This window comes from Segatella copri, assembly GCF_009494395.1.
GTDB lineage: Bacteria > Bacteroidota > Bacteroidia > Bacteroidales > Bacteroidaceae > Prevotella.
Genome location: NZ_VZCB01000079.1, coordinates 282005 through 308823, shown reverse-complemented (window position 1 = coordinate 308823; position 26819 = coordinate 282005). Strand labels below are relative to the sequence as shown.

The following is a 26819-nucleotide window of genomic DNA, read 5'->3' as shown; positions in this document are numbered from 1 at the left end:
TTTAAGTATCATGTTGTTTCTTTGTGCCTTGGCCATTTCAGTCAAGGCACAAAGCAGTACATCATTTTGATGGAAATATCGAAACAAATGGATATCTTAAAGAGTGTTCAATTAAGGCTAGAAAAGAAACTGTTAAAAATTTTGCTAAATGAAAAGAATTTTGGCGTTGTTTGTGTTGTTTGGGTATTTTTTGCTCACATATAGTTTAGAATACCATGAGCAAGTTTATTATGTTGCTCATGGAACGTTAGATCGTGATACGATAAGATGTGTGTCTTTTGATGTCGTGAATAGTAACATGGAACCAATTGTAATTCTTTTTACAGAGGATGATTTGGAAAAAATGAATTTTGAAGAAGTGTTATATAGAAAGTGCTATCGTCGTTATGGCGATTTTTCGTTATCTTGTTGGGCATATGATAATGTGATAAATTGTGGAGAGCCATATTCTTTTGTCTTTCCTCAGACATTTATAAAAATTGTATATCCTATGAAAAGGTTTAAGTTTACTATAATCTCTTCGAATATCCCTTTTGAAAAGATAAAAAGTTGTGTTTCACGGCATATGATAGTTTGTAAAGAATCAGATATTAATAAATATATTTCAAGTTTTATAACTAGTGTCGAAGAGAATAAGGTTACTTGCATGTATGATTCTTTAGTAGTAGAATGGGAGTGCATGCGAGTTTTGGAAGAATAAAAATTAAGTCTTAAATGGCAATTCTCTTAGAAAGTCACAAGATTTTGAAAAGTATTTTGATACTAAGGAATATGCAGATGGTAGTACTGCTACCGTTGGTGGAGCAACAGATAACAATCAGAATATTGTAATGAATGTGAACTTTGATACAGAGAAAAATAGATTATATGAAATTTTTCATACATTTGGTTTTGAGCACCCTAAAATGAAAGGTGGTTCTTCTGGAATAATGTGTTATCCCCCAAGGTCTCCTAATGCAAAAGATGCACAACTCTTTGGAAGTGATTTGCTTAATGATGTTTTACCTTTTATAAAAAAAGAAAAATGAAAAAAATATTATTTATAATCTTATACCTGTGTTTCGCAATTTCTTTGAAAGCGAAACTTGTTACAGGGACATTTATATATTATAATTTATTTATCATATCACCTAATGCATACCCTGTATGTATTGATGGTTTTTTTGAAAAGGATAAGGGGTTAAGAATTCAGATGTGCCATTGTGAAAAGCTTATATATGGTTTGTTGAAGAATTCATATATATGTCCTTTTTTGATGGGCGTGGAATCTTCTTTATATTGTAAAATTTATCAACAAAAGTTTGGAGTAGAAAAGGGTTTTCTTATGTATAACTCCGAATTGCAAAGATTTAGTAAGGAGTATGATGGCTTTAGTAAATGTGAAATTAAACTCACGGACAATCAAATGATTATTCTTTCATTATGTGCAATGTCTGGTTCTTTTGAAATAGAAGAGAAGAAAAATGTATCTTATAATAGTACGTTAGGTGTTGATTTAACTAGATATAAAGATGAATTTGTACAACTTATGTATCCGATTAGGATATCTTCTTATAGTCATATAAACTATAAGTTGATAGATATTAAAAAAGGTAAGGAAAAAAAGGTAGTTATTGATTGTGCCTACTGACGAAAAAATCGCCTAGGGAACTGAAAAAATAAAATCGTATGATAAAAAATATGATTGTTTTAATGAACGAAGCGAATAAAAAAGAACAAAGCGCAAATGCACTGATACAAATAATGGTAAAAGCAAATTCAATCATTAAACCGCTAGGATTAGGTAGAATAGTTAGACGAAATAATCATTTTGAATATGTATATGGTACAAAATAGAAAAAATGAATTTGGAATAGTAAAAACGGTTATGTTTTTATGTATAATGGCTATCTTATGTTCTTGTAAGGATGTAAAGAAAATTCTTACAAGAAATAGTTATCAATATTGGCATTATATAGATAGTAAGCAGAATGAGGACGAAACAAGACACCCTTATTTTTGTAGGGAGGATTCTTTCTATTTTTATGTCGATAGCAAAGGTGTTTTTATCGAGTTTCGAGCAAATTGGCGTTTTAGGGAATATAATGGTTTCCTTGTTTCTCATTATCTTTATGAACCAAGTTGGAATTTGTTAAACCGTAACACAATCCGTTTTGGACGCTTTCGCTATAAAATTATTTCTGTTTCCGATAATAGAATCTTGATTCGTAATGACATTGATCCCAAAAACGCTGTAGACACTTTAGAGTTGGTTCCCAAGTCTCATATACCTAAAGATTATAGAGATTTTCAAAAACCATTTCAGTACAAGGAAGAAAAAAAAAATAGAGAGAAAGGTGAATATTTCTTTATATTTTAGGATAGTAAAAAAATAATTAGTGCGTATGAAAAATTTAATTGTATTTATGCTGTTATTTTGTATGTTTTCTTGTACACAGGAGAGAAGAGAACGACATATGGTTTCTTTTATAGTTAAAGACTTGGAAAGATATCCAATGGGTAAGAATTCTTATTTGATTGTAAAATCTAAAGATGTACCAATATGGCATAATCGCATTAAAGGTTCATATTGGGTAGGTCCTTTTTATGAGGATTTGATACAATCTCCTTTTGGATTCTCTTTTTCTAGTGGAAATGTATACAAAATTGCAGCTAGTGAGAATGTATATATGTTTGATAAACATATGAAAAGCAAAGATACTATCTCGATTTGTTATGCTGTTCGGGATTCTGTACCAATTGTTAATTCTGAAAATGCTAGTGATACGATGTTTATAAATAAAACTCCATTTGTTAATTATACCAAAAGAGCAAGGATGTATAAAAGACATCGAGATAGTGTTTGGGTTAATTATCAACCCGATACGCTTGTAATGCCTAAAATTAAACGAGATACATTAATAGAAAAATAATATAGTTTATCGTCTTATGAAAAGATTTATAATACTTGTAGTATTCAAGGATGGAGCAAATGCGGACGTGGAGTATTTCTATGATACTAACGGCGCTTTGATAAAGGACTTGAACAAGGGCATCAGCAATATAGAGTATGATGTACTTGGCAACTTGTACGGACATGCCTATTTTTATGAATTAAAGCAGAAAAATCCATCAATAGAACCTAGTCATACTTTTGGAGTCGTGGGATATGTTAAAGAGTTTGATCCTTATTTCAATCAAGTTGTTTCTTATCCGGTTTTTGGTAAGAATAATACAGAATTAGAAGAGCAGATAAATATTGTTGAACAACAAGCTATAGATAATTATGAAAAGAATAATCGCTAATGGTTGGCTAATGATTAGTATGGGGGTGTTTTATTCTTGTGCTAGTCATAAATACACAAAAGAAACGTTGAATTTGCATGCTGTTCAAGTCGATTTGTCTATGGAACAGGGAGTAAAACGCCAGATAGAATATTATGAGGAAGGAGTTGTTTATGCTTTTTCATTTAGAAGTGGCGGTGTCTTATTGATATTGCAAGGTCCTTTAATGAAAACTCCTATAGATGATTTTAAGCCTTCGACATCGTTGAAGGATAAGCATCTTATAGAAAAAGGTATGGACAAGAAAGGTCTTAAATGGAGGCGTGATACATATTCTAGTTTCAGAGTTTGTTATTTTAATGTAATTCCAACAGAGGAAAGAAAATTTGATAGAATCTTAAATGGAATCAAATTTAAGGCTACGATGTGTGAATGGTAATTTGACTTTTCCTGATTTCAGTAGACACTTTTTTACTTTATAAACTAGAAAGGTAGACACTATCAATTTCATAAAACAGAAATAGTAGAAGCATTAGCTAAAAGTGCAGTCAATGATACTTCCATGATACATCAATGAGACTTCTCGGCGCTAAAACCGAGAAGTCTCATTGTTGCTAATTCTTTATATAACAAGTGCTTAATCCATATTTTTCAAACAAAAATGAGACTATGAGACTTTTTTTGCTAAAAAACTTTTTTCACGTAAGCGATCGGCGTCTATAAAAGATGAAAAACTCCCAAAAAGTTTGGAGATTTAACCAAAACACCTCATCTTATGACGCACCCTCTTCTTACTTGTTACATCATATAAGCTCTTTAATAGACGTTGATAGAGTGATAAAATTCCCTTCAAGGTATTGGGTGCACAGTTGACTACATAATAAATCCCGAAATCGCTTGGCGGTTTCGGGATTTTTGCTTATCTTTGCCAACGTAAATAGTAAATAGTTGATAATATGGCAACGAAGTTATATCCAATAGGCATGCAGACCTTCTCTGAGATTCGAGAGGAGGACTTTCTTTATGTAGATAAGACGGAGTACATCTATCGTATGACTCATACGAGTGGAAAGTATTTCTTCTTGGCGCGTCCACGTCGTTTCGGAAAGTCACTCCTCGTCTCTACTATGCAGAGCTATTTCGAGGGAAAGAAGGAACTCTTTAAGGGGCTTGCCATCGAAAAGCTAGAAAAAGATTGGACGGAATATCCTGTGCTTCATTTTAGTTTGGCAGGTGGAAAGCACATGGAGAAAGACCAATTGGTGCGCTATCTCTTGTATATATTGAATGTAAATGAAGAAAAATTTGGCATCGTCAATGATTCTCCTGACCCGAATGTTCGTATGCTTAATTTAATAAAAACGGTATATGAGCAGACTGGGCAGAAGGTCGTTGTGCTCATCGATGAATACGATGCTCCTTTGCTTGATGTGGTGCATGAGGATACTAGCTTGGACGTATTGAGAGAGGTGATGCGCAATTTCTATAGTCCCCTAAAGGATAGCGACCGTATGCTGCGTTTCGTCTTCTTGACAGGCATTACCAAGTTCTCGCAGCTTAGTATCTTCAGTGAACTCAATAATATCACAAATGTGAGTATGCACCAAGAGTATGCTGGCATTTGCGGCATTACCAAGGAGGAATTGTTGGATAAGTTTGATGAGGATATTGATGTGTTAGCAGGTAGGTTGGGATTGACACACGAACAAGCCTTGTCAAAACTGAAGGAAAATTATGATGGCTATCACTTTACCTGGCCATCATCAGATATTTTCAATCCTTATAGCTTGTTGAACTGTTTAGCTGAAGGACAGATGAATTCCTATTGGTTTGGCTCAGGCACTCCTACTTATCTCCTTAATATGATGCGGAAATATGACTTTACACCGATTGACCTGGGTGAACAGATGGATGCATCAAAGGATGATTTCGATGCAGCCACTGAGACGATGACTACTATCATGCCTTTGCTTTATCAGAGTGGTTATATCACTATCAAGAATTATGATCTGGAAACGGAACTCTATACCTTGGCTCTGCCAAACAAAGAGGTGAGGATAGGTTTGTTTCGCAGTATGTTGCCGCATTATTTGGCGGCAAAGTCTGCAATGTGCAATACGACCGTGGCCAAGATGTCGGCTCTTATCAATAAGGGTAACATGGATGGTGCTCTTCAGCTATTGAAAACGTTCTGGGAGACGGTACCTTATTGCGATAATACCGATTATGAGGGGCATTATCAGCAGACAATGTATATCATCTTTGCCCTGCTTACGAATTTCCGTATATTGGTGGAACAGCATACTTTCCGGGGAAGAACAGACATTACGATGGAAACAAAGGATAACATCTATGTGATAGAACTGAAATTTAATAAGTCAGCACAAGAGGCTCTTGACCAAATCAACAACAAGCATTATGCTGATGCTTTTGCCCTAAAAGGCAAAACCGTGGAAAAGATTGGTATGAACTTTATGATTGATGAAGATAAGACGATCGTATTGGATTGGGTAAAATATTCCTGCTAAAAAATGAGGGTGTGTCATAAGTCCATGACACATCCTCATTTTTTTCTTGTTGGATGCTGATAGCAGTGCAGGCTATCAGCCTATGCTGGCAAGTAAGAGTATGGAATATGACAGAAAGACAGTAAAGCTATAGATACAAGTGTTACATCATATAAACTATTTGAAACATGTGAAAAAGCAGAATTCTACTTTTTTGCTTACCTTTGCAGCAACAAATAACAATTTAATCAACTAATAATTAATTTAAATCATAAAATGACCAGATACAGAATGATTTTATCCCTGCTTTTGGCTGGCATGGGAACTGCTGCAACAGCACAGAACATCAACTTGCCAATCATCCAGACCAAGTACACAGCCGATCCTGCACCTTATGTGCACAACGATACGGTTTATCTCTATACCACCCACGATGAGGATGGGGCTGAGGGTTTCCTGATGAAAGACTGGCTGCTCTATACCTCAACGGATATGGTAAACTGGCAAGACCGTGGTGCCGTGGCTTCATTGAAAGACTTCAAGTGGTTCAAGGGTGAAAATGGTGCCTGGGCAGAGCAGGTCATCGAGCGCAATGGCAAATGGTATATGTATTGTCCTATCCATGGTCATGGCATCGGAGTGTTGGTAGCTGATAGTCCATTCGGACCGTTTAAGGATCCTATCGGAAAGCCTTTGGCATGGGAAGGAGACTGGTTCGACATCGACCCTACCGTATGGATTGATGATGATAACCAGGCTTACATGTATTGGGGCAACCCAGAGTTGAAGGCTGTGAAACTGAACGAGGACATGATTTCTTATTCTGATTCCATCATGCACTTCCCGAAGATTCAGGATTATCAGGAAGGTCCTTGGTTCTGGAAGCGCAATGGCAATTATTATCTGGCTTATGCTTCTACCTGCTGTCCTGAGGGCATCGGTTATGCGATGAGCAAGAATCCGCTCGGACCGTGGGAATATAAGGGACATATCATGAACCATACGCCTCGTACTCGTGGCAATCATCCGGGCATCATCGACTATAAGGGCAAGAGCTATTGCTTCGGCTTGAATTATGACATCTTCCGTTTGAAGACGGGACGTCATGCCGAGCAGCGTTCGGTATCTGCAGCCGAAATGACTTACAATCCTGACGGAACCATCCAGGAGTTGCCATACTTCCAGGATTGCAAGTTGGAGCAGATAGAATGGTTCAACCCTTATCGCCAGGTTGAGGCTGAGACGATGGCTTGGGGCTATGGATTGAAAACGCAGCCTAAGAACGAATGGGCGCAGAAGGACAGATGGAACCAGGTGGTTACGAATGTTGATGAGGATGAGTATATCCTCGTGAAGGGTGTTGACTTCAAGAAGGGTGCAAGTAAGTTTGAGGTTTCTGCCTCTTGCCACATGTTTGGCGGCAGCATCGAAATCCGTCTTGATGGGGTAAACGGCCAGTGCATCGGCAAGGTGGATATCAAGAACACCAAGGATGAATACAAAACCTTCTCTACCCGGGTGAAGAAGATAAAGGGTGTATACGACCTCTACTTCGTCTTCAAGGGAGGCAACATCCAGAAGCAGAACCTCTTCTTCCTGGACTGGTGGAAATTTGGGGAGTAAGAGTTCCGTTTAATAATTACTATTTGGAGTTTTATGAAACTATTTGAAAATTTGGTTAATGTAGAGTTCAATAAGAGAGTGCCTTTCTTGGCACTTCTCTTATCGTGCAGTTTGGTATCGTTTGCCCAGAATCTGCGGGAAACTTTCTCTTCTCCCAATGGAAAGATAGAATGGAAGGCAGAGGGTGAGAAAAATAAGGTGAAGGCTTTTGATGTAGCTTATCGCGATGCCAGTAAAGGAAATAAGGAAAGCCAGGTGCTTCATATTTCTGGTTATGGCTTGACTACCGGTGATGGTGGAGGAAGAAATCTGATCTTGAAAAACATTTCCAAACCCAAGTATATTTCGGAGCATTATCAGATGCTCATGGGAAAGAAGAGTGAATGCAAGAACGAGGCGAATGAAATAGTTTATACCTTTGAGGATGATCTGAAGCGCCCGTTGCGCATGGTGGTTCGCCTTTATAATGATGGTGTAGCCTTTCGTTATGAGTTGGAGGGCTTGCAGCATACGGCAATCAAGCAGGATTTGACTACTTATCATATCAGTGAAGGCACACGCCGATGGTTTCAGGAATGGACAGAGTCTTATGAGAATTTCTTCCCTTTATCTACCACAGGTAAAGGCGGAAAACAACATTGGGGCTATCCTTGTCTGCTTGAGCAGAATGGTGTGTTCTCTCTTATTACTGAAGCTGGTATAGAACGAATCAACAGTGCCTCTTCCTTGAAGAACGGGCAGAATCCGGAGGACTATCATGTGTTCCTGGATGAAAACACACAGCATTATTCGGGTAATTGGAAATCTCCCTGGCGGGTGGTTGTCATTGGCAAGAAGCAGGACCTGATAGCTTCTAGCCTGGTAACTGATGTCAGTGCCCCTTGTCGTCTGAAAGATACTTCATGGATACGACCAGGAAGTGTAAGCTGGATTTATTGGGCTTACAACCATGGCTCTAACGACTTGAATATCATTAAAAAATATGTAGATATGGCGAAGACCTTGCATCTGCCATACGTATTGATTGATGCCGAATGGGATGAGATGAAGAATGGAGCCACCATCGAGGAGGCTTTGAAATATGCCATAGATAGAGGTGTGAAGCCTTTACTCTGGTATAATTCTTCTACTGCATGGATTAAAGCTTGGGGTGCACCAGGACCTCACAATAGGCTGAATGCTCCGGAAAACAGGGAGAAGGAGTTTGCCTGGTTAGAGAAAATGGGCGTAGCTGGAGTGAAGATTGACTTCTTTGCTGGCGATAAACAGGAAACGATGGAGTATTGCATCGACCTCTTGGAGTGTGCGGCACGCCATCATCTTATGGTTAATTTCCATGGTGCTACTGTTCCCCGCGGCTGGCAGCGCACTTATCCCAACCTGCTCTCTACCGAGGGTGTGTATGGAGCGGAATGGTATAATAATGAATCTGTGCTGACAAAAAAGGCTGCTTGCCATAATGCCACCTTGCCATTTACCCGCGGCATCGTGGGCTCGATGGATTATACGCCTTGCACCTTTTCTGATTCTCAGCATCCGCATATCACTACCCATGCTCATGAGTTGGCTTTGCCAATCTTGTTCGAGTCGGCTTTGATGCATTGGGCTGATAAGCCGGAGAGTTATCTTGCCCAGCCAAAGGAAGTGCAGGATTTTATTTCGAACATGCCGACAGCATGGGATGAGACGCGCTTGCTCTGTGGCTATCCGGGCGAAAGTGTCGTGATGGCTCGCAGAAAGGGAAGCACATGGTATGTGGCTGGCATTAATGGCAAGGATGAATCCCAGAAACTGGCCCTGAATTTATCTTCTCTGACAAAGCAAAATTCACGGGTTGTTTTGTTTGAGGATAGCGGAGCGGCAAAAAATCCTTGGAAAATTTCATACCGTAAGGTTAGGGGTATGAAAGATTATATCACAGCACAGCCTCGTGGTGGCTTTGTGATGGTTATCAAATAGTAAATGTAATCAGTAAATAAGAAAATGATGAATTCGTTATTTCGTAAAGTTATTGCCGTTGTAGGTTTTATGCCTTTCAGCGTGGTTGCTTCGGCAGGGAATATGGGTGCTGGAGAGGTTCATGCCGTATTCAATGGCTTGGAATGGCAAAAGGGAAATGGGAAGTTGCTGGTGCAGTTTGTCAAGCCGGATGTGGTAAGAGTTAGATTCCAGCCAGAGGGTAAGTTTGCCGGTAATGGTACGGATGTGTGTGTGCCGCGCAAGGATAAGAAAATAAAACTGCGTTATGGAAAGGATTATCTCTCCATGACATCAGATAGTCTGGTGGTTAAGATTGACCAGTCTTCGGGAGCCATCAGTTATTTCGACCATCAGCACCATCTGCTCCTGTCAGAAAACCTGAAGAATCCTCGTTCTTCACAGAAAGTTTATCAGGAAAAGGTGACTTTTGACGAGAAAACCCGTAGAGTGGTACATACGGCAAATGGCGATGTTGAGGAAATGGACGTGCTGAAGCGGGATACGCTGGGCTCGGCTTATCGCTATCAGATGAACTTCAACTGGAAGAAGGATGAGGCTATCTATGGCTTGGGATCCCATGTAGAGGACTACATGAACCTGCGTGGCAAGAAGATGTGGCTTTGTCAGCACAACCTGAAGGCGATGGTACCGGTGCTCAACTCTACGGCTGGTTATGGCTTGCTCTTTGATGCAGGCTGTGCCATGATATATAATAATGTGGCAGATAGCAGTTATGTGGAAATGGAAGCTGCGCAGGAAATTGATTATTACATGATGAAGGGACACAACATGGATGCGGTGGTTGTCAATTATCGCCAGCTTACAGGTGAGTGCCCGATGATGCCGCAGTATCTTTTCGGCTATACCCAGTCGAAGGAACGCTATTGCAGTTCCAGGGAACTGGAGAGCATCGTCAGAGAATATCGCCAGCGCAAGATTCCGCTTGATATGATCGTACAGGATTGGAGTTACTGGCCTGCAGGGCATTGGGGAGAGATGAAGATGGACACGAAGTTTTATCCCGACAAGAAGGCTTTGGCAGATTCGCTCCATGCCATGAACTGCAAGCTGATGATTTCTATCTGGCCCAATGCGCAGTTCTGTCCTCAGAACGATGATTTCAAGAAAAGGGGATGGATATTGCCGGGTGGTTCTGTTTATGACGCTTACAATCCGAAGGCCCGTTCGCTCTATTGGGATTATGCCAACAACGAGTTCTTCAAGAATGGGTTTGATGCGTGGTGGTGCGATTCCTCTGAACCTGTGGATGGCGACTGGAACAATCCGATGCGCAAGGGTTATGGCCATCAGAACCATGCCGAGCGATGGAAACTCAACACTCGGGCTTTGAGTGATATGCTGGGGGCAGAGCGCAGCCAGACTTACTCTCTTTATCATGCAATGGGAATCTATGAACATCAGAGAGCGGTGACCGATGGGAAGCGAGTTGTTAATCTGACCCGTTCTTCGTATGCCGGTCAGCAGCGCTTTTCTACCATCACCTGGAACGGAGACACTTATGCCTCATGGAAGAGTTTTGCCCAGATGATTCCTGCAGGCTTGAATTTCATGGCTACGGGATGTCCTTATTGGACGATTGATGTAGGTGCTTTCTTCGTAGGTCCTGACAAATGGAACCGATGGTTCTATAAGGGTGAGTTCCCTAAAGGGTGCAACGACCCTGCCTATCGTGAACTGTACACGAGAATGTTTCAGTTTGCCACCTTCCTGCCTATGCTTCGAAGTCATGGCACCGATACTCCCCGAGAGGTATGGCGATTCGGCAATCCGGGCGAACCTTTCTACGAGAGTATAGTCAACCATATCAGGTTACGCTACGAACTGTTGCCATATACCTATTCGCTGGCTTCGAAAGTGACAAGAGATGGCTACACCCTGGCACGAGCCCTGGCATTTGACTTTGCCTCTGATTCCATTGTTCATGATATCAAGGACGAGTTTATGATGGGGCCATCCTTCCTGGTAGCCCCCATGACCCAGCCATTGATGCAGTATGGAGAGGCAAGCAGAAAGGTGTATCTTCCAAAAACAGATGCTGGCTGGTATGACTATTGGACAGGCAAGCATGAGGATGGAGGCAGATGGATAGAAGCGGCAGCTCCTATAGAACATTCTCCTCTCTATGTGAAAGCAGGAAGCATCATTCCGTTTGCAGTCTGTCAGCAATTTACAGGAGAACAGCCAGATGCACCTTATACTATCAAGATATATCCCGGAGCAGATGCCGACTTTGAAATCTACGAGGATGCCGGTGATGGCTATGCCTATGAGAAGAACGCCTTTGCCACTTATCGTCTGCATTGGAATGACAAGGCTAAAACTCTGGAAATTTCAGCGAGAAAGGGAAGTTACAGAAATATGGTGAAGGAAAGACAGCTCAACATCGAACTCCTTGACGGAACCAAGAATACGGTTACATATAAGGGAAAGGCTCTGAAAGTAGTAATGGGTAACTAAATAGAAATAATATCAAAATATGAAGAAACAACTAATGATTGCTCTGTTGAGCATTGCGCCTGCCTTGGGTGTTGTGGCGCAAGATAAACTATATAAGGATGAGTTCCCGCTGGGCGACATCACCCTTCTGGACGGACCATTGAAGCATGCTCGCGACTTGAACGTGCAGGTGCTCCTGAAATATGATTGCGATCGTATGCTGGCCCCTTATCGCAAGGAGGCAGGCTTGCAGCCTCGCAAACCTTCTTATCCCAACTGGGATGGACTGGACGGACATGTGGGCGGACATTATCTGTCGGCCCTTGCCATCAATGCGGCCACAGGCAATGAAGAGTGCCGCAAGCGCATGGAATATATGATATCCGAACTCCAGCTGGTGCTTGATGCCAACAATCAACGTCCTGAAGCCTGGTGTCATAACTATATAGGTGGTGTTCCGAATAGTGCTAAGATGTGGACAGCTTTCAGTAAGGGCGATTTCGGACCTTACTTCGGAACATGGGCACCTTTCTATAACATTCATAAGATGTATGCAGGTCTTCGTGATGCATGGCTCTATTGCGGCAATGAACAGGCAAAGAATCTCTTTCTGAAGTTCTGTGATTGGGCTGTGGACATTACGCGTGATCTGAACGACGAACAGATGGAGAAAATGCTCGGCAACGAGCATGGAGGCATGAACGAGGTGCTTGCTGATGCATACGCCATTACCGGAGAGCAGAAATATCTGGATTGTGCCCGCCGCTTCTCCCACAGAATGTTGCTCGTTCCTCTGGAAAACGGCAAGGACTGCCTTGACAATATGCATGCCAATACGCAGATTCCGAAGGTTATCGGCTATCAGCGCATCGCTGAGTTGGCTCATGATGTGCAATATCACAATGCCAGCGAGTATTTCTGGGAAATTGTGACACGTCAGCGTTCGCTGGCTTTGGGAGGTAACAGCAGGCGAGAGCACTTCCCGACTAAGGAAAATTGCATCGACTATATCAACGACATCGATGGACCGGAGTCTTGCAATACTTATAATATGCTGAAGCTTACCGAGGATTTGAATCGAGTAAAGCCTGATGGCATGTATGGCGACTTTTACGAGACTGCGATGTTCAACCATATCCTCTCTGCCCAGCATCCGCAACATGGCGGCTATGTCTATTTCACTTCCGCCCGTCCTCGCCATTACCGCAACTATTCTGCTCCTAATGAGGCGATGTGGTGCTGCGTGGGAACAGGAATGGAAGACCACGGAAAGTATGGACAGTTTGTCTGGACGCACGATAAGGGTGTGAAGGCGGAGGATGATGCTCTGTATGTGAATCTCTTCGTGGCTTCCGAGTTGAATTGGAAGGATAGAAAGATGGTGATTCGTCAGCAGACTGCCTTCCCGTATGCTGAGTCATCAGTCGTAGAAGTAGCCAAGGGTAAGGGAACTTTCATCCTGAAAGTCCGCAAGCCATCCTGGTGTGAAAACTTCACCGTGAAGGGTGTTGGTTTTGATGCCGATAGCTATGAGGAGAATGGATTTGTCTGCATGAAGCGCAAATGGAAGAAGGGTGACCAGGTAAAGATTTCTATGCCTATGCACGCTTACATCAAACCGATGATCAATGTGCCTCAGTATGTGGCAATCATGTATGGTCCTATCCTGCTCGGCATGAAGACGGGAACGGAGGATATGCGTTCGCTCATTGCTGATGACAGCCGTTTCGGACAGTATGCCGGTGGAAAGAAACTGGCTCTTGACAAGGCTCCTATTCTGTTGCCGAAACATCTCGACGACATTGCCAAAGACCTGAAGCCAATTCCTGGCAAGCCATTGCACTTTAAACTTGCCACCCACATGGAGAATGCCATCGAAGGCGAGTTGCAGCCGTTCTTCGAAATTCACGATTCTCGATATATGATGTACTGGTTGGCACTTGGCGAGAATGAGTACAAGGCTTATATGCAGAAGTTGGCTGATGAGGAAAATGCCCGTCAGGCTTTGGAGGCTAGAACTGTGGATAAGGTGAGCCCTGGAGAACAACAGCCGGAGACTGACCATCGTATGGAGACCGATAATTCGGACAAGGGTAATACAGAAGGTGTATTCTTCCGTGATGCAAAGGATGGCCATTATTTCAGCTATCTGATGCAGACCAAGGGAGAGACTAACCTTAGTCTCCAGCTCAAGTTCTGGGGACAGGATGAATGGCGTACAAGTGAGTTTGATATTTATGTCAACGACAAGTTGCTTTGCAGCGTGAACAACAGTCATCGCTGGCGCACCACACAGTTTAAGACCGTTGATTATGCCATTCCTTCAGAGTTTGTTAAGGGCAAGAAGGAAGTAAGAGTGAAGTTTGTAGCTCACAAGGGCAAGCAGGTAGGACAGATTTATGGTGTGAGACTTGTGAAGAATTAATTGTAGAATTTATTTTTAGATTTTATGCACATCCATGGCACGGGAGATGATGTCGTGAAATGGGGCGGCGATCCAAACCATGCCGCTGGTGGCTATGGTAGGATTGACGATTATGTCAAGAAGTGGGCTGCTTATGAAGGTTGTGATGTGGATAATCCAGAGGTGATTCGTCCTTATCCTGCATCCATGAGTTATGCTGCCGCCACTCGTACTCGCTATATCAATAAGGTGGATGGTACAGAGGTTACTCTCATCGCCATTGATGGTAAGGGACATTGGCATTCGGATGATCCTAATGCAGTCTATTCTACCCGCGAGCTTTGGAACTTCTTCAAGCAGTATAAGCTCGATCTTCCTGATAATGAGGATTCTAGCGAGGCTAAGGGTGAGGTGTTGTTCTCTGACAATTGGGAAGACGAGGTTATCAACGTAGGTGAAGGCGTGCCTGCTGGGTGGAAGCGCATCAATAGCATGAATGATGGGAGCCGCAGCGATGAGAAAGCGAACGGCGCTGCCAATACGGGTGGTGCTCGTATCAAGGATTTCGTGGCTGGTGGTGATTTCAATACAGGATTCTATCTCAGTGCTCGTGACTTCGACCAGTGCAAACTCTCTTATGGCTTGTATGATGGGCATCGTCTGCACTTGATTCCTGGCAAATACCAGCTTTCTTTCAACTCTTCTTATTGAAATGATGGTTCCGAGAATGGGGCAGTGACCTTTGATGCTGGCATTGCTGGCATAAGCGACAATAAGTCTGTCTTGTTGGAACAGAACTTGGATTCGGAAGGTAACTTGAAGGAGAATGCCAATCTGGTGGTGAAAGGTTCTCTGGCTCACTTCTTGAACTTCACTGTAGAAAAAGAAGGTGACTATGAACTTTATTTCACCATGTCTTCTGGTTGGGCTGCGGTTATTCTTGGCAATGTGAAGATTAAAAAGGCGGATACCAGTACTGGTATTACTGAGAACGCAATCAATGTTTTTGGAAATGGCCATAGCATGACCTACAATTTAGCGGGTCATCGCATCAGCGCTCAGACCAAGGGTATGGTTATCGAGCAGACACAGCTTGCCAATGGCAGAAAGGTTTCCAGAAAGGTTATCAAGAAATAAGCTGAGGGTATTGATGTAAGCAAGAGCTTTAAGTTTGGGGAAGTAAATTCGGGTAATGACGAAGATTAAGGATGTAAAATCCCAGTTATAAATAAGATGACCTTGCGTTTTGCAAGGTCATCTTATTGCGTTTTTTTGTAGCATAAACCTTTTCTCTTGTAATTTTTGAGCAAAAACACTACTAAAGAATGCAAATTCTTGTTTTTTTTCTTTTTTCTGACAGAAAAAAAATAACTTTGCAGGATAAATAATTCATGTAAATAACAATTATATACAATCATAAGCCAATGAAACGTTTTATGCTCTTTTCAATCATTTGCATCGTCCAGATGCTGACATGCTTTTCTCATGCTGTCACAGGACGACTTTATACATCCAACGACCTGTCGAGTAGCCTGATTCGATGTATCATACAGGATAAGTATGGTTTCATTTGGGTGGGTACCAATTATGGACTGAATCGTTTTGACGGCTATAAATTCAGTACCTATCTTTGCAATCCTGCCGATACGACAACCATTCAGGACAATGATATCGTAAAACTCTATCCTTACAGCAAAGAGTTCCTCTTTGTGGCAACAAATCGTGGACTCTATAAATATTCTTATCTTACCAATAGTTTCCAGCATATCGTATTGGAAAAGAAAGATGAGAAGATAAGAGTAAGTTCTCTTATTGAGGATAGAAAGCATAATCTCCTGATAGGTACATCCGGGTATGGTGCCTATAGGTTGGATATGACTACAGGTAAAGTTACTCGCCTTTCAAGGAAATCTGCAAATTCAGTGGATGATTTCTTTGCTATACTGTTCTTCGATGATGAGGGATATCTGTGGCAGGCTAATCATACAAAGGTGTTGAGAAAATATAAATACGATGGCAAGTCTATCAAACTGGTAAGTGTATATGAACCTAAAGATCTGTTTGGCATCCGTAAATTATATGCCACAGACAAGAAGGGGTTCTTTGTGGCGCATACGGGCGGCATTATGCGCTATGATTATGCCTCGCATAGCTTCTCACGCTACGATTTCGATTTTTCAGCTCATCAGGGGGCAGGATATATCAGTGCTGTTACCTTGGATAAGTATGGCAATTTATGGTTGGGTACTTCGGGAGATGGAACTTTCAAGATACCGCATGGAAGCAGAAAGGCTTATCGGGTGGAGTTGAATAACCAATCGTTTATCTTTGATAATGCGCATATTAGCGATTTGCTGATAGACAGAGATGGTAATCAGTGGTATGGATGCTATATGAAAGGACTTTTCTTGTCGAATAATGATAAGAATGTGTTCCATCCGGTTTCTTTGGATGAATTGGGGGCTGGTATGGAAACCATTTCGTCTGTAGTGGGAGTTGCTGACGGATTGATGCTTTTTGTGGTCAAAAATCATGGGTTGTATCTCTTGGATGAGAAGACGGGCAATACCAAGCTACTGCAAAGTCCTGCAGGACCAATCAAAGTGTACTCGGATTTTCGGAAGAATGTTTATGTATATGGCCGTGATGGCATTTTTGAGTATGATTGGAAGCATCAGACTTACCGGTTGTTGCTGCCTGCCAATGGACTTTCTCTAGATGGTATGCAGGTAGATGCTGCTGGTAATATTTATTTTACGAGCCCGGGCAACGGACTTTATGTATGGAATAGAAAGAGTGGCAAGATGACGCAATATCTGATGGATGATAAGCGTCCACACAAAACCATTTGTAATAACTGGACATCGGAGATCAGGTTAGATTCCCGGGGATGGCTCTGGTGTGCAACAGCCAATGGTGTGTCGTGCATGGATACCAAAACCGGATATTTTGACATCATTCTTTCTCGGCCTTTGTTAGAGGGTAAAACGTGCTATTCTACATTAGAACTGTCGGATGGTAAGATTGCTATTGCCACAGAGATGGGGCTTTATCTCTATGACAGAAAAAAACAGCAGACTACCCCTTGGCCTCATTCCGAGAGTATTAGCGGATTGAGAATTTATTCGCTGAAGAAGGATGTCAAGGGAAACCTATGGATGAGCACTGCGCAGGGTATCTGGTGTTATGATAGTAAAGCTAAGTCGTTTTTCTCTTTTGAAAAGGGAAACGGACTCTTGACCAAGGAATATCTGGCTGGAGTAGTAGGTTCTACATCGGATGGGGTTATCTGTTATGGAAACTCCGAAGGTTTGACTTATTTTAGGCCTTCTCAGGTAAAGGATTATAATGAGAAAACGTCCGTCATTTATCTGTCGGGTGTGTTGCTTGATGGAAAGATGGCTCCGTTTATTGGAGATAATCTGAGTGTTCCGTCTGATTTCAAGTCGATAGTACTCAGCTTCTCCCAGCTTGATTATCAGAGCGTGGGTAACATCGTGTTCCAGTATCGCATCAACGGGGGCAAATGGATCAGCAATGCGGCTGGAGACAATAGCTTCAACTTCACAGGTTTGTCGTATGGACATTATCGTATAGAAGTGCGTATCTATTGCAACGGCAAGTACTCCACATATAAAAAGGTGATCAACCTGGATGTGCTGGCACCTTGGTTTCTTACCGTTTGGGCGAAGCTCATCTATCTCTTTCTGATTCTCGGCCTCACGGCTGCCGCTATCATTGTTTATCTGCGCATGAAGAAGAGAGATCTGGAAGAGGCTAAGATGCAGTTCCTCATCAATGCCACCCACGATATCCGTTCGCCGCTGACGCTGATTATGGAGCCTCTGAAGAAATTGAAGGAGCGATTGGGAAATGCTGAGGAATATCAGGCGGATATTGATACCATCGACCGAAACGCACAGCGTCTGCTCACCCTGGTGAATCAGATTCTCGACAAGAGACGCCTGGACAAGCATCAGATGAACCTCTCGTGCAGGGAAACCAACCTGGTGGAGTTTTCGCAGGGTTTGGTTTCGCTCTTCACCTATAATGCCAACCTGCGTGGTATTAATATCAGGCTGGAGATGCCAGAGACGCCTGTGAATGCATGGATAGACCGCAACAAGCTGGATAAGGCGATAGCTAATCTGCTGTCTAATGCCTTTAAATATACGCCTAATGGCGGCGAAATCATCTTCCGCATTGAGAAGCAGGATAAGAAGGTGCTCCTGTATGTGATTGATAGCGGCAAGGGATTGGGAAAGAACGATGATGCCAAAACCCTGTTTGAACGCTTCTATCAGGGACAAAATTCTGCTGATATGCACCTGGGAGGTTCGGGCATCGGCTTGAATCTCTGCCGTTCCATCGTAAGGCTTCATGGAGGTGATGTGTATGCACATAATCGTGAAGACGGGAAGAGCGGTGCCTGTTTCATCATAGAATTGCCTTTGGGAAAAGAACATCTTAAGGATAGCCAGATTAATTCAGACTACGTGGTGAATGGAAAGAAACTGCAGAGAAGTGGGGCTAGCAAGAACAGTAAAATCCTGCTGGTGGATGACGATATCGAAATCTGCCGCTATATCAAGACGGAACTGAGCGACTGGTATCGCTTTGTAATCTGCAACAATGGCAAAGAGGCACTGAAGCAGTTGCTTACCGATGATTTCGACCTGGTGGTAAGCGATGTGGTGATGCCTGAGATGGATGGTATCACGCTGCTTAGGAATATCAAGGGCAATGCCAATATCAGCCACGTGCCAGTCATCATGCTTACTTCCAAATCTGAAATCAGCGATAGGCTGGAGGGTATTAAGCTAGGAGCTGATGCTTATCTGGCAAAACCATTCAGTCTGGAGGAACTTCATCTCACGGTAGACAATCTCATCGACAATGTACGTCGCTTGAAGGGTAAGTTCAGTGGTGCCTTGAAGCAGGACGACAAGGTGGAGAAGATAGAGGTGAAAGGCTACGACGAGGAGCTGATGGAGCGTATCATGAAGGTAGTGAACGAGAACTTGAGCGATTCTGACTTCAATGTAGAGAAAATGTGTGATGAGGTGGGCGTAAGCCGCACCCAGCTGCATCGTAAGTTGAAGGAGATGACCGGTGTGCCTACCAGCGAGTTCCTGCGAAACATCCGTCTCAATGAGGCTGCCCGATTGATAAGAGAGCGTAAAATCAACATTACGCAGGTTTCGTATATGGTGGGATTTGCCAATAACAGTCATTTCTCCACTGCATTTAAGAAATATTTCGGTATGTCGCCTTCGGAATATGCGGCAAAATATACTGAGTAAAGTATTTGAAACATTTAAAAAAGTCATTATGATTGTTTATTCGTAATTTTGTAGCGTTAAACGAATAAACAATCATAATGATGAATACAACGAAAATCTTGGCTTTCAGAAAGCCGTTACTGTTGATTGTATGGCTGCTTGCCATGCAGGGCGCAGCTTTTGCCCAGAATCTGCGGGAAACTTTCTTTTCTCCCAATGGAAAGATTGAATGGAAGGCTGAGGGTGAGGAAAATAAGGTGAAGGTTTTTGAGGTAGCTTATCGCGATGCCTGTAGAGGAAATAAGGAAAGCCAGGTGCTTCATATTTCTGGTTATGGTTTGAATACCAGCGATGGTGGAGGAAGAAATCTAGTCTTGAAAGACATTTCCAAACCCAAGTATATTTCGGAGCATTATCAGATGCTCATGGGAAAGAAGAGTGAATGCAAGAACGAGGCGAATGAAATAGTTTATACCTTTGGGGATGATCTGCAGCGCCCGTTGCGCATGGTGGTTCGACTTTATAACGATGGCGTAGCCTTCCGTTATGAGTTGGAGGGTTTGCAGCATACGTCAATCAAGCAGGATTTGACTACTTATCATATCAGTGAAGGCACGCGCCGGTGGTTTCAGGAATGGACGGAGTCTTATGAGAATTTCTTCCCTTTATCCACTACCGGTAAAGGTGGAAAACAACATTGGGGCTATCCTTGTCTGCTTGAGCAGAATGGTGTGTACTCTCTTATTACTGAAGCTGGTATAGAACGAATCAACAGTGCCTCTTCCTTGAAGAATGGGCAGAATCCGGAGGACTATCATGTGTTCCTGGATGAAAACACACAGCATTATTCGGGTAATTGGAAATCTCCCTGGCGAGTGGTTGTCATTGGAAAGAAGCAGGATCTGATAGCTTCGACCCTGGTAACTGATGTCAGTGCCCCTTGTCGTCTGAAAGATACTGCATGGATTAAACCGGGAAGTGTAAGCTGGATTTATTGGGCTTACAACCATGGCTCAAACGACTTGAATATCATTAAAAAGTATGTAGATATGGCGAAGACCTTGCATCTGCCATACGTATTGATTGATGCAGAATGGGATGAGATGAAGAATGGAGCCACCATCGAGGAGGCTTTGAAATATGCTAAGGATAGGGGTGTGAAGCCTTTGCTTTGGTATAATTCTTCTACTGCATGGATTAAGGCTTGGGGTGCACCAGGTCCTCACAATAGACTGAATGCTCCGGAAAACAGGGAGAAGGAGTTTGCCTGGTTGGAGAAAATGGGCGTAGCTGGAGTGAAGATTGACTTCTTTGCTGGCGATAAACAGGAAACGATGGAGTATTGCATCGACCTCTTGGAGTGTGCGGCACGCCATCATCTTACGGTTAACTTTCATGGTGCTACTGTTCCCCGAGGCTGGCAGCGCACTTATCCCAACCTGCTCTCTACCGAGGGTGTGTATGGAGCGGAATGGTATAATAATGAATCTGTGCTGACAAAAAAGGCTGCTTGCCATAATGCTACCTTGCCATTTACCCGCGGCATCGTGGGCTCGATGGATTATACGCCTTGCACCTTTTCTGATTCTCAGCATCCGCATATCACTACCCATGCTCATGAGTTGGCATTGCCAATCTTGTTTGAGTCGGCTTTGATGCATTGGGCTGATAAGCCGGAGAGTTATCTTGCCCAGCCAAAGGAAGTGCAGGATTTTATCTCGAACATGCCTACAGCATGGGATGAGACGCGATTGCTCAATGGTTATCCGGGCGAAAGTGTCGTGATGGCTCGCAGAAAGGGAAGCACCTGGTATGTGGCAGGCATTAATGGCAAGGATGAATCCCTGAAACTGGCCCTGAATTTATCTTCTCTGACAAAGCAAAACTCACGTGTTGTTTTGTTCGAGGATAGCGGAACGGCAAAAAATCCTTGGAAAATTTCATACCGTAAGGTTAGGGGTATGAAAGAGTATATCACAGCACAGCCTCGTGGTGGCTTTGTGATGGTTATCAAATCCAAAAAACGCTTCGCACCAAACAAAGTGCGAAGCGTTTTTTTAGAATGTATTGAATGTATTATTTGATGTGGATGGTGTAATTCTTGCTGATGCCCTTGTAGGTGCATTTCACATAAGCCTTGTCTTGCAAGGTCTTAGGCTGAAGAATCTCTATCTCCACCTCCTTGTTGTCGGATGATGCAGTGATGCGTGGTGCGCTCTTCTCGCCTGTTTGCAAAGAGGCGATGACATCATACTCATTGTAACCGAAGTTGCCATTCTCATTGGTCATTCTCGTTGGAATGGTAGGAACATCCAGTTTTCTGCCGTTCATCTTGATTTCGATGGTAGGCGATATTGGGCATTCCATGTTCTCGCCCTTCTTGGTGAATCCGAGGCCCTCCAGTTCGCAAAGTTGCTTGCCCTCACCTTCGGCGATGAGATAGATGGCATGTTTCTTGCCGATACCATCTACCTTGTCTGCTACGTCCAGTGTCAACTTTTGGATTCCCTGCGCTGAAGTCTGGGCAGGAACCGTTAGCTCACCAAGCAATTTGCCTTTCCATGTCTTGTTTGCCCATGGACCATCCATCATTACTTTGATTTTGAAGCTCTTTTGCGTTTTTGCCTTCACAAAGATATTAAGTTGGGTGCCGTTTCCTTTTTTTGTTCCCTCAAAAGGTTGCAATCCTTTCTGTGCTTTGCTGAGACCGCCGAATCCGAAATACTTGAATCCAACGATGTCACCAGCGTTCATGTTTACAGGCATGTGGTTGTTCCATACGTCCCAGGCATCCTGCATGGCTTGGTTGTTGCTCAGATAGCTGGCGATACCAGCAGAATAGTAGTGGTATGGATTCAAGCCGTATATCTGGAATCCTTCCGAAGTGACTTCTGCTCCCGTGTATTCTGTGTTGTCGGATGCTTTGGCGGTCCAGATGCCTTTCTTGTTGTATGGATCGTATGCCCTGATAACCACTTTTCCGCCTTCTTCCACAGATTTCTTATCCCATTGGATGGTAACGGGAGCAACGACAGACTGACGGGCAAACCCAAATCCACGTGGTGGGCGATGATAGAACACATACCATTGACCGTTGATTTCTTGTAGGCTTCCATGGGTGTTATGGGCGGCATTGCTGGTGATTAACTTGGTGCCGTCTTCGTTAGGAACCACTCCACGTGAGTCAACCAATACACCACCATTCTTCCATGGACCTAATGGGGTGTCTCCATAGGCATATCGCAAGGTGGAGTTGGTGTTGCCTAATCCGTATTCCTTTCCGGAATAGCCGGAGTAAATCATCACATACTTGTTGCCTACTTTTCGGATGGATGATGCCTCGAAGAAGTTGAAATCTGTAGGCTTCTGTCCCTTGATGATAGGGTAGGTTGTTCCCTTAGGGTCTCTTACGTTGCCTTGTGCGTCGCAAGCTGGCAGCGAGTACTTGATGAGCTCAGTACCTGGTCTGAGCGAGTACATGGTGCTAGGGTCGAGTTGTGCGGCTGATGAATGTTGGAATCCCCAGTAGCCGTATGCTCTGAATCCTGTGTCGTAATCTGGATCCTTTGGGTCAGTGATATTCTCGATGTATACGGAAGGGTCGAAGTCGAGGATGCTGCCTGGCAGCTCTTCCGTTCCATCTGCATTGAGGTTGATGGGAGTGAAAGGACCATCAGGTCGCTTGCCTTTGCAGACCATTCTCACACGCTTGTATCCTCGGGAGTGAGGATAGAGATAGTAATCTTTTGTTCCATCTTTTCGTTTTATCTCTACCAAATCGGGAGCAAACATGGTGTCCCATTGATTGTTGATGTGATAGGAAAAAATGGCTCCCTCGTCTCTCCACTGGGTGAGGTCTTCTGTTGGGGCAGACCACATGCGTATGTCTGATCCGCAGTAAGACTTGAAGGATGTGTCGTGAGAGCCTATGATGTAAGCTCTGTACTTCCCTGGGTTGTCAGGGTCTTCGAATACTCTAGGTTCTCCGTCTGGCACATGCTCCCAAAGTGGGAGATATGGATTTTGTGCCATGCAAGGAGTGCTGAGCGAAAGCAATGGGATGGCTGTGAGCATGAATCCCATGCACTGATTTTTGATTTTTGTCATATTGCTATATATTATTATATGTTTGTGCTTGCAAAGTTATAAAAATAATGATATAATTGATGTTTCGTATGTTCCTTAAATATATAGTTTTGTTACAAGTTTAAATTTGCGATGTTTTTGCAACATATAGAAAGGTGATCTATGTTAATGGTAAGATGGCAGGTCATCATGTTAGCGCTTTAGTCTTAGATGTTGACTTAATTGGGCAGTATTTATCATATTTTTGTTGATGTGGGAATGTACGCCAAAGTGTTTGGAACATGGAGAAAAGTTGTTCTTGGAGCAAAGTTGTACCTTTGCATAAAAAAGGGAATAGGTGGGGCAATCCCCTTCTTCTCTATTTTTCATAATTTCTCTATTTTAATAATATTACAGTATGAAATTTCAAATGAAGATCAACTTTCCATGGTCAAGGCCTCTCTTAGCCTGTTGTTTTGTGATGTTTGCTCTCACTGCAATGGCTGATTCCTTTATCAGCTTCCGACAGCAAGGGGGAGCATTCCCTATTTCCACCGCCTCTCAGATGTCTGGTATCTGTATGGATGCTCACGAAAAACAAGGTGTGAAAAGAGCAGCGGAAGACCTGCGTAAGGATATCTATACCGTGTCGGGTCGTTCACCCAGAGTGTGCTGCCAGGGCGAGGATGTGGTGCGTTATCCCATCCTCATTGGCACATACGGAGTGAGTGAAGCTATTACTCGCCTTGCCAAGAAAGGCATCTTGCCAGAGCGTTCGCTCAAGGGCAAGTGGGAGAGCTTTGTCATCAAGACCATTGATCATCCTGCCAAGGGTATGGAGCGTGCCTTGGTGGTGGCTGGTAGCGATATGCGTGGCACCATCTATGGCATTTACGAGATTTCCCGACAGATGGGGGTGTCGCCTTGGTATTGGTGGGCGGATGCGCCGATAGCCAAGCATGAGGAGGTCTTTGCCAAGCCATGCTCTGTGGAGAGTGGAGAGCCGAAGGTGAAATATCGTGGTTTCTTCATCAATGATGAGTTCCCTTGTATGACCACCTGGGCTAGAAATAAGTTTGGGGGCATGAACAGCCAGATGTATGCCCATGTCTTCGAACTCCTTCTTCGCCTCAAGGCAAACTGCCTCTGGCCTGCCATGTGGGGCTCGTTCAAGGAATACAAGCCTTTGGTACCTATCTTGAAGGATGAGAACGGACTGTATGAGGGCAACTGCTTCAATGAGGATGATTCGGAGAATGCCCGACTGGCTGATGAATATGGCATCGTGATGGGTACCTCGCATCATGAGCCGATGCAACGCTCGCAGCAAGAGTGGATTCGACATAAGAAGAACTATGGCAATGGTGAATGGAACTGGTTGACCAACAAGAATGCCATCAAGCGTTTCTTCCGAGAGGGAATCGAGAATAGCAAGGGTTACGACAAGCTCGTGACCATCGGTATGAGAGGTGACGAAGACCGTCCGATGACCGATGCAGGTAGTAGAGAGGCTAACTTCCAGCTGATGGAACAAATCATTTCGGAACAGCGAAAAATCATAGCTGATGTCACCAGGAAACCAGCCTCCGAGACCCCACAGGTCTGGACACTCTACAGTGAGGTGCTCGATTATTATGACCAGGGACTCAAGGTGCCCGATGATGTCATCGTGATGCTTTGCGATGACAACTTCGGTCATGTGCGCCGACTTCCTGATAGAAAGAAAAATTTCCACAAGGGCGGCTATGGTATGTATTATCACGTGGGCTATTATGGTGCCCCAAGAGCCAGCAAGTGGCTCACCATGTCGCATATCGCCGAGATGTGGGAGCAGTTGCAAGCCACTTATCAACATGGTGTGGATAAACTCTGGATGCTCAATGTCGGTGATATCAAACCCCATGAGTTTGCCATCGACTTTTTTATGAACATGGCATGGAATCCTGATGCCTTCGATGCCAGCAACCTGGAGCAATATGCACAGGAATTCTGTGCCCAGCAGTTTGGTGATAAAGAAGCGAAAGAGGCTGCTCGTCTCTTGATGAGCTATGGAAGATATGCGTCTAGGGTGCAAGCCGAATTGCTGGATGACAAGACATACAATTTGCAGACGGGAGAGTTTAAGGGCGTACGGGATGAATTCCTGGCCTTGGAGGCACGAGCCCTGCGTCAGTATATCACCCTGGATGAAACTGCGAAGGATGCCTATCAAGAGTTGGTTCTCTTCCCAATACAAGGCATGGCAAATCTCTATGATATGTATTACTCTTTGGCGATGAACAAGCAACTCTATCGTGAGGGACGTATTGAGGCTAATTCATGGGCAGATAGGGTGGAGGAATGTTACAAGAGAGACTCCTTGCTCTGCGGTAATTATAATCACCATATCGCCAATGGCAAGTGGAATCACATGATGGATCAAGTGCATATCGGCTATCAAAACTGGCATGCCCCGCAGCATCAAGTTATGCCTATGGTATATCGCATTCAGCAGAGTACCCCTTTTGCCGTTACGCAGCCTAGTACAGGCTACGTGTTCGAGCAAGATGGCGGCATGGTGGTGATGGAGGCAGAGCATCTCTTCTCACTGACACCTGCTGAATCAGAGAAGTCGCAGTGGAGACTCATCCCTGGTTTAGGACGAACGAAGTCGGGTATAGCTCTCTTTCCATATACCCAGCCAACAGCAGGAGCGTATCTTACCTATAAGATGAGATTTAAGGCAGATATGGATTCGGTGGATGTACATCTTATTACCGATGCAGTGATGCCATTTGTGCTGGGCGGTCATTATGTGGCAGTGTCGCTGGATGGTGGCAAGGAAGAGATTGTAGGGCTGAATCAGAATCTGAACTGGGAGCATAAGTACGACTTGATGTATCCTACAGCCGCATCGCGCATCATCGAGAAGAAGGTGAGGATGGCTGTAGGAAACACGGGGAAGGCAGAACATACCTTGAGGCTTCGTCCTATGCAGCCTGGTATTGTATTTGAGAAAATACTCATCAATCTTGGTGGGTATAAACCTACTCATCTAGGAATGCTAGAGAGTCCTTACGTGAAGTAAGGGCGCTTCGGGCAAAACTTGTAGGTAAAGATGTAAAACGGTGTGTTTCTTTTGAAATGCACCGTTTTTTTTCTTACACTATGGTTGATTTGCCAAAGTATTTGTAACATACAGCAAAGTAAAATGTCTGTTTTATTGCTATCTTTGCACTCAAAAATAGAAACTAATAA

At 43.4% G+C, this 26819-nt stretch carries 19 protein-coding genes; 18 read left to right on the top strand and 1 reads right to left on the bottom strand.

The window, feature by feature from the left end; translation table 11 throughout:
• The first annotated feature begins 148 nt into the window (after positions 1-148).
• The 17 genes from F7D73_RS10885 to F7D73_RS10805 all read left to right on the top strand — a co-directional run bounded on the left by F7D73_RS10885 (position 149) and on the right by F7D73_RS10805 (position 21601).
• Positions 149-700 carry a hypothetical protein gene (locus tag F7D73_RS10885; RefSeq protein WP_153124630.1) on the top strand — a complete coding sequence of 184 codons (552 nt, stop codon included), beginning with the start codon at positions 149-151 and terminating at the stop codon, positions 698-700.
• A gap of 136 nt (positions 701-836) precedes the next feature.
• A complete protein-coding gene (locus tag F7D73_RS10880) occupies positions 837-1028 on the top strand; it encodes a hypothetical protein (protein WP_153124628.1) in 192 nt (63 codons plus the stop codon).
• Positions 1025-1630 (top strand): hypothetical protein, encoded by a 606-nt coding sequence (locus F7D73_RS10875; RefSeq protein ID WP_153124626.1) that lies wholly within the window; start codon positions 1025-1027, stop codon positions 1628-1630. The genes F7D73_RS10880 and F7D73_RS10875 overlap by 4 nt, the downstream gene beginning before the upstream one ends.
• A 38-nt stretch (positions 1631-1668) precedes the next feature.
• Positions 1669-1836 (top strand): hypothetical protein, encoded by a 168-nt coding sequence (locus F7D73_RS10870; protein WP_153124624.1) that lies wholly within the window; start codon positions 1669-1671, stop codon positions 1834-1836.
• Positions 1823-2359: a hypothetical protein gene (locus tag F7D73_RS10865; protein ID WP_153124622.1), complete on the top strand. Its 537-nt coding sequence runs from the start codon at positions 1823-1825 to the stop codon at positions 2357-2359. Before F7D73_RS10870 ends, F7D73_RS10865 begins: the two co-directional genes overlap by 14 nt.
• Before the next feature lie 25 nt (positions 2360-2384).
• Complete coding sequence (locus tag F7D73_RS10860) at positions 2385-2912, top strand: hypothetical protein (RefSeq protein ID WP_153124620.1); 528 nt, start codon at positions 2385-2387, stop codon at positions 2910-2912.
• Positions 2913-2928: 16 nt separating this feature from the next.
• Complete coding sequence (locus tag F7D73_RS10855) at positions 2929-3285, top strand: hypothetical protein (RefSeq protein ID WP_153124618.1); 357 nt, start codon at positions 2929-2931, stop codon at positions 3283-3285.
• A complete protein-coding gene (locus F7D73_RS10850) occupies positions 3266-3703 on the top strand; it encodes a hypothetical protein (protein WP_153124617.1) in 438 nt (145 codons plus the stop codon). Before F7D73_RS10855 ends, F7D73_RS10850 begins: the two co-directional genes overlap by 20 nt.
• A gap of 517 nt (positions 3704-4220) precedes the next feature.
• Positions 4221-5792, top strand: a complete 1572-nt coding sequence (locus tag F7D73_RS10845; protein WP_153124615.1) for an ATP-binding protein — start codon at positions 4221-4223, stop codon at positions 5790-5792.
• A gap of 255 nt (positions 5793-6047) precedes the next feature.
• The gene (locus F7D73_RS10840) at positions 6048-7394 is read left to right on the top strand and encodes a glycoside hydrolase family 43 protein (RefSeq protein ID WP_194256898.1); all 1347 of its coding nucleotides are present in this window, start codon (positions 6048-6050) and stop codon (positions 7392-7394) included.
• Between the two features lie 33 nt (positions 7395-7427).
• Positions 7428-9353, top strand: coding sequence for a glycoside hydrolase family 97 protein (locus F7D73_RS10835; protein WP_153124613.1), 1926 nt, complete (start codon positions 7428-7430; stop codon positions 9351-9353).
• Positions 9354-9377: 24 nt separating this feature from the next.
• Positions 9378-11852 carry a glycoside hydrolase family 31 protein gene (locus F7D73_RS10830; protein WP_228117714.1) on the top strand — a complete coding sequence of 825 codons (2475 nt, stop codon included), beginning with the start codon at positions 9378-9380 and terminating at the stop codon, positions 11850-11852.
• Between the two features lie 19 nt (positions 11853-11871).
• The gene (locus tag F7D73_RS10825; RefSeq protein ID WP_153124611.1) at positions 11872-14256 is read left to right on the top strand and encodes a glycoside hydrolase family 127 protein; all 2385 of its coding nucleotides are present in this window, start codon (positions 11872-11874) and stop codon (positions 14254-14256) included.
• A 24-nt stretch (positions 14257-14280) separates the two neighbouring features.
• Complete coding sequence (locus F7D73_RS10820; protein WP_153124609.1) at positions 14281-14946, top strand: hypothetical protein; 666 nt, start codon at positions 14281-14283, stop codon at positions 14944-14946.
• Between the two features lie 24 nt (positions 14947-14970).
• Positions 14971-15372, top strand: a complete 402-nt coding sequence (locus F7D73_RS10815; RefSeq protein WP_153124607.1) for a hypothetical protein — start codon at positions 14971-14973, stop codon at positions 15370-15372.
• 287 nt (positions 15373-15659) lie between these two features.
• Positions 15660-19538, top strand: a complete 3879-nt coding sequence (locus tag F7D73_RS10810) for a response regulator (protein WP_153124605.1) — start codon at positions 15660-15662, stop codon at positions 19536-19538.
• A gap of 77 nt (positions 19539-19615) precedes the next feature.
• The gene (locus F7D73_RS10805) at positions 19616-21601 is read left to right on the top strand and encodes a glycoside hydrolase family 97 protein (RefSeq protein WP_228117713.1); all 1986 of its coding nucleotides are present in this window, start codon (positions 19616-19618) and stop codon (positions 21599-21601) included.
• Here the strand turns inward: F7D73_RS10805 and F7D73_RS10800 are convergent.
• Positions 21594-23600 carry a hypothetical protein gene (locus tag F7D73_RS10800; RefSeq protein ID WP_228114438.1) on the bottom strand — a complete coding sequence of 669 codons (2007 nt, stop codon included), beginning with the start codon at positions 23598-23600 and terminating at the stop codon, positions 21594-21596. The genes F7D73_RS10805 and F7D73_RS10800 overlap by 8 nt on opposite strands.
• Positions 23601-24012: 412 nt before the next feature.
• On the opposite strand from F7D73_RS10800, the gene F7D73_RS10795 reads away from it, so the two are divergent.
• Positions 24013-26649 carry a glycosyl hydrolase 115 family protein gene (locus F7D73_RS10795; RefSeq protein ID WP_228117712.1) on the top strand — a complete coding sequence of 879 codons (2637 nt, stop codon included), beginning with the start codon at positions 24013-24015 and terminating at the stop codon, positions 26647-26649.
• Positions 26650-26819 lie beyond the last annotated feature (170 nt).

Coding starts and splice junctions, on each gene's coding strand:
- F7D73_RS10820 (WP_153124609.1), top strand. CDS start 14,281: ATGCACATCCATGGCACGGGAGATGATGTCGTGAAATGGGGCGGCGAT.
- F7D73_RS10800 (WP_228114438.1), bottom strand. CDS start 23,600: ATGGGATTCATGCTCACAGCCATCCCATTGCTTTCGCTCAGCACTCCT.
- F7D73_RS10845 (WP_153124615.1), top strand. CDS start 4,221: ATGGCAACGAAGTTATATCCAATAGGCATGCAGACCTTCTCTGAGATT.
- F7D73_RS10865 (WP_153124622.1), top strand. CDS start 1,823: ATGGTACAAAATAGAAAAAATGAATTTGGAATAGTAAAAACGGTTATG.
- F7D73_RS10830 (WP_228117714.1), top strand. CDS start 9,378: ATGATGAATTCGTTATTTCGTAAAGTTATTGCCGTTGTAGGTTTTATG.
- F7D73_RS10885 (WP_153124630.1), top strand. CDS start 149: ATGAAAAGAATTTTGGCGTTGTTTGTGTTGTTTGGGTATTTTTTGCTC.
- F7D73_RS10855 (WP_153124618.1), top strand. CDS start 2,929: ATGAAAAGATTTATAATACTTGTAGTATTCAAGGATGGAGCAAATGCG.
- F7D73_RS10795 (WP_228117712.1), top strand. CDS start 24,013: ATGAAGATCAACTTTCCATGGTCAAGGCCTCTCTTAGCCTGTTGTTTT.
- F7D73_RS10805 (WP_228117713.1), top strand. CDS start 19,616: ATGATGAATACAACGAAAATCTTGGCTTTCAGAAAGCCGTTACTGTTG.
- F7D73_RS10875 (WP_153124626.1), top strand. CDS start 1,025: ATGAAAAAAATATTATTTATAATCTTATACCTGTGTTTCGCAATTTCT.
- F7D73_RS10835 (WP_153124613.1), top strand. CDS start 7,428: ATGAAACTATTTGAAAATTTGGTTAATGTAGAGTTCAATAAGAGAGTG.
- F7D73_RS10860 (WP_153124620.1), top strand. CDS start 2,385: ATGAAAAATTTAATTGTATTTATGCTGTTATTTTGTATGTTTTCTTGT.
- F7D73_RS10825 (WP_153124611.1), top strand. CDS start 11,872: ATGAAGAAACAACTAATGATTGCTCTGTTGAGCATTGCGCCTGCCTTG.
- F7D73_RS10850 (WP_153124617.1), top strand. CDS start 3,266: ATGAAAAGAATAATCGCTAATGGTTGGCTAATGATTAGTATGGGGGTG.
- F7D73_RS10810 (WP_153124605.1), top strand. CDS start 15,660: ATGAAACGTTTTATGCTCTTTTCAATCATTTGCATCGTCCAGATGCTG.
- F7D73_RS10840 (WP_194256898.1), top strand. CDS start 6,048: ATGACCAGATACAGAATGATTTTATCCCTGCTTTTGGCTGGCATGGGA.
- F7D73_RS10870 (WP_153124624.1), top strand. CDS start 1,669: ATGATAAAAAATATGATTGTTTTAATGAACGAAGCGAATAAAAAAGAA.